Genomic DNA, 12,323 nt, shown 5'->3' on the forward strand with positions numbered 1-12,323 from the left:
GGGGGGGGGGGGGGGCGCGCGCGAGTGCGCGTGCCCTCTAGTGCGTGCGCCGGGGGCGCCGCCCGCGCGGCGGGGGGGGCGGGGCGGCGGGGGCCCCCCCCCCCCCCCCTTTCGCGTGCCCGTGGCCGCCACCACGAGCAGCGCGAGCACCGCGAGGCCGCCGCCGAGCCACAGTACGTCGCTCACCCCGCGGCTGTCCGCGACCAGGCCGCCGGTCAGCGCGCCCAGGGCGATCGCCGCGTTGAACACCCCGGCGAAGAGCGCCGACGCCGCCTCGCGGGCCCCCGGTGCCGCGGCCATCACCCACTGCTGGGTGGAGACCGAGACCCCGCCGTACGTCAGTCCCCAGGCGATGAGCAGCGCCACCGACGCGAGCAGCGAGCCGCCCGCGGGCCCCATGAGGAGCACCACGGCGCCGAGCCCGGCGCTGATCGCGAGCAGCGCACGGCGCGGGTCGCGGGCCGCGAAGGCGCCGCCCACGAAGTTCCCCGCGATGCCCGCGACGCCGTACGCGAGAAGCAGTCCGCTGATCAGCCCGGCGCCGAGATCCGGCACCCGCTCCAGGACCGGGCGCACGTAGGTGTACGCGGCGAAGTGTCCTGTCACCAGGAGCAGCACCACCAGGAGCGCGGCCCGCAGCGGCGCCGTCCGCAGCAGCCCCGGGAACGCGCCGAGCCGCACCGCCTCGGACGACGGCAGCTCGGGCAGGACCGCGGCGAGCAGTCCCGCGACGGCGAGGGCGAAGGCGCCCATGGCCACGAACGCCCAGCGCCAGCCCGCCAGTTCACCCAGGAACGTACCGGCGGGGACGCCGAGCACGGACGCCACCGCGATCCCGCTGAAGATCACCGTGGTGGCCCGCCCGGCCGCCTCCTCGCGCACGAGGCGTACGCCGATACCGGCCGCGATCGCCCACACGCCCCCGATGCAGACGCCCACCAGGACCCGCGCGGCGAGCAGCACGCCGAAGGAGGGCGCGAGCGCGGAGAGCAGATTCGCGGCGGCGAGCAGCGCGGTGAGCGTGCAGAGCACCGTCCGCCGGTCGGCGCTGCGCACGGCGACGGGCAGCAGCAGGGCGGCGAGCGCCGCGACCACGCCGGGCAGCGTGACGGTCAGGCCCGCGGTGCCGTCGGAGACGCCGAGGCCGGCGGAGAGGGAGGTGAGGAGTCCGACGGGCAGCATCTCCGTGGTGACGACGGAGAAGGTGGTGGCGGCGACGGCGAGGACGGAGAGGGGCAGGGCGGTGTTGTTCTTCATGGACTCCAGCCTTCGTGGGGCGCCCGCCGGGAACAACGCCGAAGATCTCATCCTTGAATGAGCGAGGCTCATCGATGAGGCGAGGCTCGTGGATGAGGCGAGGCTCATGGATGAGTCGATGAGTGGCTGAAAGGCGGACCGGGTGAGCGGGCTTGAGATACGGGAGCTCGAGTGCTTCATCGCGCTCGCCGACGAGCTGCACTTCGGCCGCGCGGGCGAGCGGCTCTACGTCTCGCAGAGCCGCGTCAGCCAGCTGCTGCGGGATCTGGAGCGGCGGATCGGCGCACGGCTCGTCGAACGGTCGAGCCGCCGGGTGCGGCTGACCCCGTCGGGTGAGCGTTTCCTTGCCGAACTGCGCCCGGCGTACGAGGCGTTGAGCGCCACGGTGGACTCGGCGCGGGAGGCGGCGCGTGGGGTCTCGGGGCGGCTGCGGATCGGTTTCCAGGGGACGGCGGACGCCCGGCTGATGGAGGCGATCACGGACTTCCAGGAGCAGCATCCGGCGTGCGTGACGGAGATCGTGGAGATCCCCTTCGCGGACCCCTTCGGTGCGGTGCGGCACGGCGCGGTGGACACCGCGATCGTGCTGCTGCCGGTGGCGGAACCGGACCTGGTCCTCGGCCCGCTCTTCTCCCGCCAGCCGCAGAACGTCGCCGTGTCGGTACGCCACCCCTTCGCGGGCCGGGAGTTGCTGAGCGCGGCCGAGCTGACGGAAACTCCGCTGATCGCGGCGGCGGCTCCCGCGCCCGTGTACTGGCGCGAGGCGCACGCCCCTTCCGCCACGCCCGCGCCGGAGGTGCGCACCCTCCAGGAAGGGCTGACGCTGGTCGCGGCGGGGCGGGGCGCGATGCTGCTGTGCAGTCCCACGGCGGAGTACCACGGCCGCCGCGACGTCACGTTCGTGCCGGTGGAGGGGCTGCCGGACTCGGTGCTCGGGATGGTGTGGCACCGGGACGCGGAGACGGAGCGGGTGCGGGCGTTCGCACGGGCGGTCGCCGCGTCGGGCGTCAGGGCCGCCGCACCTCGAAGTGGAAGCAGCCGTACTCCACGGCCCTGACGTGCACGAGGGCGACTTCGGGGTCGGCGAAGGCCTCCGCGAGGGCGGCGTCGAAGCCGGCGGTGGTGTCCTCGGGGATCTCGAAGAGGCGGCCGCCGATGATGCGGCCTTCGGCGTTGTAGCGGCGCAGGGTGCGGAGGGCTCCCTGGCGGGCGAAGGGGTATCCCTCCCCGTCCGGGGCGGGTCCCGCGCAGTCCTGCGCGTGGATGAAGACGGGCCCCTGCTCGTCGTAGGCGCCGGGGGTGGCGCCGGTGTCCGCCGCCCAGCGCCGCAGCGGCGCGTACGAGACGAGGGCGACGTGCTCGCCGGGGGCGATGGGGCGCAGACAGCAGCGGAGGGGGTCGCCGCCGGTGCTGTCCGTGTAGGGCGCGCAGGGTCGCCCCGCGTCGTCGATCTCACGGAGCTGTTTGAGGGCTACGGGGTCGATGGGGCGGGGGTGGTACGCGGTGGTGGTCATGGGTCGAGGGTCGCGCGTGCGGGTGGGTGGGGCTGGCGGTTTCCCGACGTGGACTTCCGCAGATCACCGAGACCTGCTGGGCAATCGGGTGGGTGGGTGGGCGGGAAAGATCCGCCGCGAAGCGGCGGTCCTGACGCCCCCCTACCAAGCCCCCCGCATCCGCCGATACCCCTCCCCCAGCTCCGCCAGCTCCCCCTCCGTCAGCACATCCTCCACCCGCACAAATCCCTCCGGCGCCCGCTCCGCGACCGTCCGGAGGACCGCGTCCGCCGGCATCGCCCGGTTCGCCAGGACCACCGCGTTCGCGGACGCCCACCGCTCGGCCTCGTAGGCCCGCAGTCCCCCCACCCGGTCCGGCGCGGCAAGCGCCAGGCAGCGGGCGAGGACCCGCGCGTCGAGCACCGCCTCGGAGCCGCCGCTCGACCCCACGGGGTACATCGGATGCGCCGCGTCCCCGAGGAGCGTCACGGGGCCCTGCCCCCACCACGGCAGCGGATCCCGGTCCACCATCGGGTACTCCAGGATCCGCCCCGTCGAGGCAAGCAGCGCCGGCACGTCGAGGTCGCCGATGCGCCACCCGGCGAAGTGCGGAAGCACGTCGGAAAGCCGCCCCGAGCGGTTCCAGTCGACGGGCCCCGCCACCCCGTGGTGGTGGACGGGAAACCGCACCTCGGCCACCCAGTTGAGCAGCGCACGCCCCCGCGTCTCCGCCTCGCGGGAGATCGGGTAGACGACCAGCTTCACGCTCGCGTTGCTGCCCGCGATGGCCATGGTGCGACCGCCGAGCACCGGCTCCCACTCGGTGACGCCCCGCCACATCCGGATGCCGTTCCACAGCGGCGGCCCCTCCCCGGGGTGCAGCCGCGCCCGCACCGCCGAGTAGAGCCCGTCGGCGCCGATCAGGGCCCGCGCGGGCACCGCGTACTCCCGCCCGCGCGCCACGTCCCGCAGCGTGACGAGCACCGACCGGGACCCCTCGGTCTCGGCGTACCGCACGAACGCCGTGCCCGTGCGCACGGCGTGCTCGCCGATCCGGTCGCGCACGGCGTCGAGCAGGAGCATCTGCAGGGCGCCCCGGTGCAGCGAGTACTGCGGCCAGTGGTGGCCGCGCGCGACGCCCCGCGGCTCGCTCCAGATGTGGTTGCCGTGCCGGTCGAAGTGGATCATCTCGGCGGTCGGCACGGCCGTGGCGGCCAGCTCGGCGCCCAGGCCGAGTTCCGTCAACTCCCGTACCGCGTGCGGGAGGAGGTTGATGCCGACGCCGACGGGGCGCAGCGCGTCCGCCGCGTCCACGACCCGCACCTCGATGCCCGCGGCGTGCAGACCGAGGGCGGTGGTCAGACCGCCGATCCCGGCTCCCGCGACGAGTACGTCGATCATGGCTGCGGCACCGCCCGCCCCGCGCCGCGTAATCGTGGCCGTAATCGTGATCGTGAACGTGACCGTGCCATGAGCGCTCCCCCCGGGGCGTTCCTCGCCGCGCGGATGCTAGCGGCACGACGGGCGGCGAACAATGCCGCATGTCGGCCACCGGACAATGCCCCGGCACGCTCCCGCGGCCTCGTGGAAGGATGACCGGAAACGCCACAAGTCGTACCTGACGTACCTGAGGAGATGACCGCGTGCCCGGCACCAATCTGACCCGCGAAGAGGCGCAGCAGCGGGCGAAGCTGCTCACCGTTGATTCGTACGAGATCGATCTCGACCTCTCCGGCGCGCAAGAGGGCGGCACCTACCGGTCCGTGACCACGGTGCGCTTCGACTCCGCGGAGGCGAACGCCGAGACCTTCATCGACCTGGTGGCCCCTGCGGTCCACGAGGTGGTCCTGAACGGCCACTCGCTGGACGTCGCGGCGGTCTTCCGTGACTCGCGCATCGCGCTGAAGCACCTTGAGGCCGGGCCGAACGAGCTGAAGGTCGTCGCCGACTGCGACTACACCAACACCGGTGAGGGCCTGCACCGCTTCGTCGACCCGGTCGACCAACAGGCCTACCTCTACACGCAGTTCGAGGTCCCGGACGCACGCCGCGTCTTCGCCTCGTTCGAACAGCCCGACCTCAAGGCGACGTTCCAGTTCACCGTGAAGGCGCCGACAGGCTGGACGGTGGTCTCCAACTCCCCGACTCCGGAGCCGAACAGCGACATCTGGGTCTTCGAGCCGACGCCACGCATGTCGACGTACATCACGGCGTTGATCGTCGGTCCGTATCACTCGGTCCACAGTTCGTACGAGGGTCCTGGCGGCCAGTCGGTTCCGCTCGGCATCTACTGCCGGCCCTCGCTGGCCGAGTTCCTCGACTCGGACGCGATCTTCGAGGTGACGCGGCAGGGCTTCGACTGGTTCCAGGAGAAGTTCGACTACGCGTACCCCTTCGCCAAGTACGACCAGCTCTTCGTGCCGGAGTTCAACGCGGGCGCGATGGAGAACGCGGGTGCGGTGACCATCCGCGACCAGTACGTGTTCCGTTCGAAGGTGACGGACGCGGCGTACGAGACGCGCGCGGAAACCATCCTCCACGAGCTGGCCCACATGTGGTTCGGCGACCTGGTGACGATGGAGTGGTGGAACGACCTGTGGCTGAACGAGTCGTTCGCCACGTACACGTCGATCGCCTGCCAGGCGTACGCGGAGAACTCGCGCTGGCCGCACTCCTGGACGACGTTCGCCAACTCCATGAAGACGTGGGCGTACCGCCAGGACCAGCTGCCCTCCACGCACCCGATCATGGCGGACATCCGCGACCTCGACGACGTGCTTGTCAACTTCGACGGCATCACGTACGCCAAGGGCGCGAGCGTGCTCAAGCAGCTCGTCGCGTACGTCGGCATGGACGAGTTCTTCCGGGGCGTGCAGGCCTACTTCAAGGCGCACGCGTTCGGCAACACGCGCCTTTCCGATCTGCTCGGCGCCCTTGAGGAGACGAGCGGACGCGACCTCAAGACGTGGTCGAAGAAGTGGCTTGAAACGGCGGGCATCAACGTGCTGCGCCCGGTGGTGGACGTAGACACGACCGGCAAGATCACATCATTCGCGGTGAAGCAGGAGGCACCGGCGCTGCCCGCCGGCGCGAAGGGGGAGCCGACCCTGCGCCCGCACCGGATCGCGATCGGCCTGTACGACCTGGACGACGAATCCGGCAAGCTGCTGCGCACGGACCGCGTGGAACTGGACGTGGACGGCGAACTGACGGCGGTGGACGAGCTGGTGGGCCGCGTGCGCCCGGCCGTGATCCTGCTCAACGACGACGACCTCTCCTACGCGAAGGTCCGCCTGGACGCGGAGTCGCTGGCGTACGTGACGGACCACATCGGTGACTTCGAGGCCTCGCTGCCGCGGGCGCTGTCGTGGGCGTCGGCGTGGGACATGACGCGGGACGCGGAGCTGCCGACGCGGGACTATCTCGCGCTGGTCCTCTCCGGCATCGCGAAGGAGTCGGACATCGGCGTCGTCCAGTCGCTGCACCGTCAGGTGAAGCTGGCGCTCGACCTGTACGCGGCGCCGTCCGGACGCGAGGAGGCGCTGGCCCGCTGGACCGAGGCGACGCTCTCGCACCTGCGCTCGGCGGAGCCGGGCAGCGACCACCAGCTGGCGTGGGCGCGGGCGTTCGCGGCGACGGCGCGTACGGAGCAGCAGCTGACGCTCCTGGAGGAACTCCTCTCCGCCAAGCAGTCGGTCGAGGGCCTGGCCGTCGACACGGAGCTGCGCTGGGCGTTCGTGCACCGGCTCGCGGCGACGGGCCGGCTCGACGAGGCCGGAATCGCGGCGGAGCTGGACCGCGACAAGACGGCGGCGGGCGAGCGGCACGCGGCGTCGGCGCGGGCGGCGCGTCCGACGGCTGCGGCAAAGGCGGAGGCGTGGGCCTCGGTCATCGACTCGGACAAGCTCCCGAACGCGATCCAGGAGGCGGTGATCAGCGGCTTCGTCCAGACGGACCAGCGCGAGCTGTTGGCCCCCTACACGGAAAAGTTCTTCGCGACGGTCAAGGAGGCATGGGACTCCCGCTCGCACGAGATGGCGCAGCAGATCGCGGTGGGCCTGTACCCGTCGCTCCAGGTCTCCCAGGCAACCCTGGACGCCACGGACACGTGGCTCTCCTCGGCCGCCCCCTCGGCGGCCCTGCGCCGCCTGATCACGGAGTCCCGCGCGGGCGTGGAGCGCGCCCTGCGGGCCCAGTCAGCCGACGCGTAGCCCTCCGACCGGGCGGGGCAGCCAACACACCGGCCCCCGCCCGGCCGGGTTCCTCCTGGGCGGAGCGCCTCCCGGGCCCGGGGGGGGCGGGGAGGGGGCTCCGCCGCTGCGTTGCTGCCAGCAAGCAACGCGCTACTCTCTGCGCATGGTCGAGGCTTTCGTCTCCGGAGACGGCCACCGCGCCTGCGGCATCTGCCCGTCCCGCCAGTTCCCACTAGGTGAGTTCGACGTGGCCGAGCGTCCGTCTCGCGAGTACCCCTTCAATCCCGAGGACGGCCACAGGTACACCCTGCGTGGCGTGCCTGTCTGCGTGCACCCAGAGAAGGTGGGCCTGCCGCCCGCGCCATACAAGACGGACGGCGTGGCTCTGCTTGCGGACGTCGCGCTGCCCGATGACGTCGCCGAACTCGATGGATACCTGCGGGAGCTGGTGCACGGCGCAGCACCGGGCGCACTTGAGCTGCTGATCGACCAGGCAGACCGCGAGATCCGCCGGGCTTTCCCGGAGGTCGACGCGACCTTGGCACTGCGCCGCGCCTTCAACTAGCGCTCCTGGCTCGCCATGGGAAATCCGGGAGCGAAGCGGCCACCGTCAAGGGACGATCGCATGCCCGACATTGGCCGGTTGACCTGCCCTAGCTTGCTTCTTTAAGGTCTCCGCCCGATCTCATCGAAGGCTGATCGTTGTTGCCGAGGACGGATGACCAGTACGTTCGTCTCTCCAACGGCTTGGGACGTAGGGGGCGTCTAGTGCTGGACACGCTGGTGACGACGGCCGCTGGGGCCCTCGCAGCCACGGTGGGAGTTCTGGTCGGCGGTATCGTCACGCGTCGCGCTCAGGATCGTCAGTGGCTCCGTGACCAACAGCTTGTCGCCTACCAGGAGCTGTTCAGTCACTACGCCAAGTTCACGATGGAACTCAGGCGCGCGCACGGTGACCAACGTGGCTGGGATTACGACTGGGGCGAGTGGAGCGCGTCCTTGATGCGCGTGAGCATGATCGCCCCTCCGGAAGTGGCCACCGAGATCGATAGTTTCGGCTGCGCCGTCAACGCCTTCCTGGACCAAGTGGCGCGGGGGCGCGACCCTCTGCGTGACCCGGTGAGTCCGGAGGATTTCGAGCAGGCCAGGCAGGCACCCGCCGAAGCCCAGGTAAGGCTGGTCAACGCCATACGAAGGTCACTGAGTAACGATCAAAAGGGACTGCCCTTCGGAATCGGTGGATAAGGCGCCGGCGCTCGGACCGCCGATGGGCGTGCTCCGACTTCGACGACCCCGAAGCACGGCAAGGAGTTTCCGCAACCTTCTGATCCGTAGGTTGGGGCGGGGGCCTGGGAGAGGGCCCGCTCGCTTCCTGGATTGGGCGCCTGCGTTCGCGATTACGAGCCCGTGTGTGCCGTCGTTGCCGTCAGGGTTGCCGTCACATCCAGAGGATGCAGCGGCGCTTTAATGCCCTCGGTCAGATCGGGGCTCGGACGGACGACGTTGCAGAGTGCTCGGCGTCGCCCTACCGAGGGCATCACTCAGCGCACGATGGCTCAGCTGCGGTGCCACCGCCCGTAGACGGCTGTTCGGTGCCACACTTATATCCATGGTGGCACAGCGCACTTCGAATCAAGTTCAGCTACTTGGTAACTGCCTCGCTGACCATAAGGGACGCTGGGCAGGCGAAGACACCCTGAGTATGGACGCCGCAGCCCGCGAAATGCCGGCCTGGACTAAGGATAAAAGACGGTACGTTAGGGCACATCACCATGCCGCCTGGGAGTCAGCGATCGAGGATCTCCAACAGTGCATCAAAGAATGCGGCACAGATCTTGCGAATTTCCTGTCCGCAGAGACGACAGTCCTGATTACGTCACTTCAAGAATGCCTTTCAGATCCTGATGACCCAAAGCGAGAACCTCTGCATCATCAGCTCTCGGATCTCCTGGAGAAAATTACCGAGACTGGCGCCCTCCTTGCCTGCTGGCAAGACCTAGTGCGGGCATGCGGAAAGTCCGACTACTCCATGTCTAGGATAACTAAGACACGGGACGCCTCCTGGGGAGTCGCACATCACAGCGGACATAACACTCGAGAGCTGCAAGGAATTCTCAGCGGCGTACTGATAGACGATCTAAACGAAAAGTATCGCGCCCTCACGCTACTAGGGGAAAGCACCGCCGGAATGCCGCAATCAATCCAAGAAAGAATCAATCGAAAAGCGGGAATGTCCGACACCGATCGCAAGGCACTCTGCCAACGCATCGTGTCGTCACCTCCACGAGTCGCCAATCACGTGGTCTGGCTAATTTACGACTCAGCACAGATCAATGGTGACGTAGTGGAGATTGGACCCGTAGAGTTTCATCACGGGCCCACACTTCGTCGTAGATTCAATGAAGGGAACACAGCAGAAATATCAGACGAACTTACGGGGTACAGAAATCAGAAGTACTGGCCGGAGGATAGCAACTTTGTACTCGCCAGAGTCAATCTCGGCAGTCTAGCTACTTCCGATGCTCCAGGAGCCGCACGAAAGCAAGCCATGGCTGTTCTATTGACCGCCTCCTTGGATACCGGCGGCAAGGGTAAGGCATGGAGAGACACTGGATCCCACATTCACACTATGGATGGATCAGTAGTCAGTGAGAAATTCTTCAGAACGTCAGCAACACCCGCCACCAGCTTTGACCTGTCCTCCCTCGCCTACGGAATTGATAATGCAGCAGGAACGCTATCACCACACCTCCCTCTGGTTGATGAATCCCTGAACGACCTCCTTCAGGCTCTGAATGTTTGGGATCAGGCGAAAAATCTAGATGGCACCTCAGCGATCCTTTTGAACGTCCGTACAATTGAGCTGGTGTCTTCCTACGACGCTGGCCTGGATTGGTTCCACTTTTGCAACCGAAGGTTCAGAGCAAATTGGATTCGAAACGAAATGCTGCTGAATCTACGCAGAGGCCTTTACGATGCCACACTCTTCAACGAATCCCTTACCGGCGAATCACGAGACCGCGTACGACAAATGATGGAAACCGTATTCCAGGGAGAGAATGGATCTGCGCACTGTGATGACAAGGCCGGACTCTCCGTGCTCAACCAAGTAGCTTCCGAATATTCGGGCAATGACTTGGTCGGATACAGGCTGAACTCCTTGGCAAAGCAGTATTCATCCGCGCATCAGCTTTCCGCATACCGAAGGACTCTGAACGCCAGATGGGAGCACGCACTGCGCAGAATTCAGCGCGCCAGAAATGCCCTTACACATGGAGGTCCAGTGACAGAAGATATCTCGGGTAGCGTTTCAGTCTTCTCACGCAAGCTCGCTGGAAGAGCTCTGGGATATTCTCTGCGAGCCATGATTGAAGGCAAAGAGATCTCGCAAGCAATGGATGATGCCGAAGCATTGGGGTCCGGCTGGGAGGTCGATACCTTGTCTGCAAAAAGTGCGACTGGCTTCCTTTTTGGTAGCTAGCTGGTGAAGATCGGCGGGCCATTCTCCACCTCGCACACGCTTCACCCCGGTCGTCGGTTCAGTCGTACTCACGTAGTGCGGCAACCAGCTGCGAGCCTTCTTTCACTCCCCGGCGCTTCAGTAGTGCGGCCGTGGTATGCAGCTCGTTCCACGAATGCGGGCGCCCGATGTCGGCGGCGTCGGGAACGCTCGCCATTGCCACTGACGCGGCTTGTGCAGACTCACCGGCCCCGGCGAGCGCGTGCGCGAGGCACGCACAGTACCAAGTCTTGTCGCGTCGGTACTCGTCCGGCAGTGCGGTGAGCCCGACCGTGATCTGATCCACGGCCTCCCGCCAGTCACGCAAGTGCAGCGCTGCCATGCCACGTTGCAGGGTGAACCACGTCTCGTCGTAGAAGTACATCCACACCGGCTCGTCCTCGGGGTGCTCGGACGCCCGGCGGATGAGCCCCTGTGCCTCATCGAGCAGACGGTGGGCATCGTCGGCCTCACCGTCGAGTGCGTGCCCTCGGGCGGCCATCTGTGCGGCCATGCCCTGCACTCCGAGGGAAGTCCCGGGCGCTGACCAACGCGCCGCCTCCGCGAGGCGGACACACCTGGTTCCTCGGCCACCGGACCACGCCATGTGCGCTTTCATGCTGAGCGTGGTGGCGGCCATGTTGGCGTCCCCGGCCTCCAGCGCCCATTCGTGCGAGCGGTCGTACCAAGCGAGAGCGGCGGCAGTCTGCGCCTGGTCCTGAGCCATCCACGCGAGGAACTGCGCGTGCTCGGAGGCGAGTCGTACGACGCGGTCTGCGAGCGGGCCACGCGCCCCCGCGTACAGGTCGACGACGGTGCGGAGTTGCTGGCGCATCACCTCGACGAGTGGCCGTGACCCGATGTGGTCTTCTGCGCGACGGTGCTCGGCGAGCAGTCGGTCAAGCCAGTCGAGGGTGGCCGCGTCGACCCGGTGGGAGGAGTCGACCACGCTCGTCACGCGGGTCAACAGATCTTCGTCCGGCGTGGCCCCCAGAAGCGAGAGCCCTGGAACCGGAGTCTCTACCGGACCTGTCGCAAGGGCCTGGAGATCGGCCGGAATCCCGAGCCCGGCCACGATGCGTTGCCGCACCTCGACGGAGGTGATCCGGCGACGCTCCCGCTCGATGTCGGACACGTCGGACTGGGCCAGGCCAACCCGCTCCCCCAGCTTCGTCTGACTCAAGCCAGTGAGCTTGCGGTACGTGCGGAAGACGGCGCCCCAGTCCTCGCTGGTGAGCGCCGCCGCTAGCTGCGGGTGTGACCACAGGTTTCCGGGAGTGTCTCCCATATCTCCAATATAGGACGGGCCTATAGGGCCGTGGGATGGGATCAACAGGTCTTCGGCACAAGGGTCTTGCTGATGAAGGACCCCCGCGACCGTGGTGGACGGTCCGGGGGCGTGGCCATCAGCCCAGGAGGTTGACGACATGACTCAAGCTACAGCGAGACGCCGAGTGCCGATCCTGCCGCCAGGTACGGAGGTGATGGCGTGACGGTCACGACGCACACGACACGGCTGCTTCCCTGGTCGACCCCCGAGGGCAACCCGTGCTACCTGTCCAGCGACGGCAGCGGCTACCTGGCCCGCGTCGCGGACAACATCGAGTCCGTGCAGCTCGGCATGGCAGGCGACCTGCTCGACCATGTCGCCGAGTTGCTCAACGACGGGAAGGCCACCGCTGATCAGCTCCGGTTCACGCTGGCCTGCATGAGCCAGGCGCTGCGTGACACAAAGCGGATCGCGGACAGCAGGGGCGCACGGCTGCCTGTGCCGGATGACGATCCCGACTCGGTCGACGCGGAGGACGACGATCGCGACGAGGGCCCACAGCTCCCCGCTGGGGCCTTCGGATGAGCGGGGGGGCGCACGCGACCGCGTGC

Annotated in this window: 10 protein-coding genes; 6 read left to right on the plus strand and 4 right to left on the minus strand. The window is 68.0% G+C overall.

Going from position 1 to position 12,323, the window contains the following annotated elements; genetic code table 11:
* Positions 1-1,257, minus strand: a 1,257-nt coding sequence (locus ACFWY6_RS37520) for an MFS transporter (RefSeq protein WP_384700208.1), incomplete at its 3' end; no start/stop codon positions are given.
* Positions 1,258-1,399: 142 nt separating this feature from the next.
* On the opposite strand from ACFWY6_RS37520, the gene ACFWY6_RS37525 reads away from it, so the two are divergent.
* Positions 1,400-2,314, plus strand: a complete 915-nt coding sequence (locus ACFWY6_RS37525) for a LysR family transcriptional regulator (RefSeq protein WP_384700210.1) — start codon at positions 1,400-1,402, stop codon at positions 2,312-2,314.
* Here the strand turns inward: ACFWY6_RS37525 and ACFWY6_RS37530 are convergent.
* On the minus strand, positions 2,265-2,771 hold the full coding sequence (locus ACFWY6_RS37530) for a DUF1203 domain-containing protein (RefSeq protein WP_384700212.1): 507 nt from the start codon (positions 2,769-2,771) through the stop codon (positions 2,265-2,267). The genes ACFWY6_RS37525 and ACFWY6_RS37530 overlap by 50 nt on opposite strands.
* Before the next feature lie 141 nt (positions 2,772-2,912).
* The gene (locus ACFWY6_RS37535; protein ID WP_384700214.1) at positions 2,913-4,151 is read right to left on the minus strand and encodes a flavin-dependent oxidoreductase; all 1,239 of its coding nucleotides are present in this window, start codon (positions 4,149-4,151) and stop codon (positions 2,913-2,915) included.
* A gap of 242 nt (positions 4,152-4,393) precedes the next feature.
* Between ACFWY6_RS37535 and pepN the strand changes: the two genes are divergently transcribed.
* The 4 genes from pepN (at position 4,394) to ACFWY6_RS37555 (ending at position 10,424) form a co-directional block, all read left to right on the plus strand.
* On the plus strand, positions 4,394-6,961 hold the full coding sequence (gene pepN / locus ACFWY6_RS37540; protein ID WP_384700216.1) for an aminopeptidase N: 2,568 nt from the start codon (positions 4,394-4,396) through the stop codon (positions 6,959-6,961).
* A gap of 145 nt (positions 6,962-7,106) precedes the next feature.
* The gene (locus tag ACFWY6_RS37545) at positions 7,107-7,508 is read left to right on the plus strand and encodes a hypothetical protein (RefSeq protein WP_384700218.1); all 402 of its coding nucleotides are present in this window, start codon (positions 7,107-7,109) and stop codon (positions 7,506-7,508) included.
* 203 nt (positions 7,509-7,711) lie between these two features.
* The gene (locus ACFWY6_RS37550; protein ID WP_384700220.1) at positions 7,712-8,188 is read left to right on the plus strand and encodes a hypothetical protein; all 477 of its coding nucleotides are present in this window, start codon (positions 7,712-7,714) and stop codon (positions 8,186-8,188) included.
* 364 nt (positions 8,189-8,552) lie between these two features.
* Entirely contained in the window at positions 8,553-10,424 is a 1,872-nt protein-coding gene (locus tag ACFWY6_RS37555; RefSeq protein WP_384700222.1) for a hypothetical protein, read from the plus strand.
* Between the two features lie 58 nt (positions 10,425-10,482).
* On the opposite strand, the gene ACFWY6_RS37560 is transcribed toward ACFWY6_RS37555, so the two are convergent.
* Positions 10,483-11,730 carry a helix-turn-helix domain-containing protein gene (locus ACFWY6_RS37560; RefSeq protein WP_384700224.1) on the minus strand — a complete coding sequence of 416 codons (1,248 nt, stop codon included), beginning with the start codon at positions 11,728-11,730 and terminating at the stop codon, positions 10,483-10,485.
* Between the two features lie 201 nt (positions 11,731-11,931).
* On the opposite strand from ACFWY6_RS37560, the gene ACFWY6_RS37565 reads away from it, so the two are divergent.
* Positions 11,932-12,297, plus strand: a complete 366-nt coding sequence (locus tag ACFWY6_RS37565; protein WP_384700226.1) for a hypothetical protein — start codon at positions 11,932-11,934, stop codon at positions 12,295-12,297.
* Positions 12,298-12,323: the final 26 nt, after the last annotated feature.

Source organism: Streptomyces sp. NPDC059037 (assembly GCF_042740015.1).
Taxonomy (GTDB): Bacteria; Actinomycetota; Actinomycetes; order Streptomycetales; family Streptomycetaceae; genus Streptomyces.

Coding starts and splice junctions, on each gene's coding strand:
- ACFWY6_RS37530 (WP_384700212.1), bottom strand. CDS start 2,771: ATGACCACCACCGCGTACCACCCCCGCCCCATCGACCCCGTAGCCCTC.
- ACFWY6_RS37535 (WP_384700214.1), bottom strand. CDS start 4,151: ATGATCGACGTACTCGTCGCGGGAGCCGGGATCGGCGGTCTGACCACC.
- ACFWY6_RS37545 (WP_384700218.1), top strand. CDS start 7,107: ATGGTCGAGGCTTTCGTCTCCGGAGACGGCCACCGCGCCTGCGGCATC.
- ACFWY6_RS37555 (WP_384700222.1), top strand. CDS start 8,553: ATGGTGGCACAGCGCACTTCGAATCAAGTTCAGCTACTTGGTAACTGC.
- ACFWY6_RS37560 (WP_384700224.1), bottom strand. CDS start 11,730: ATGGGAGACACTCCCGGAAACCTGTGGTCACACCCGCAGCTAGCGGCG.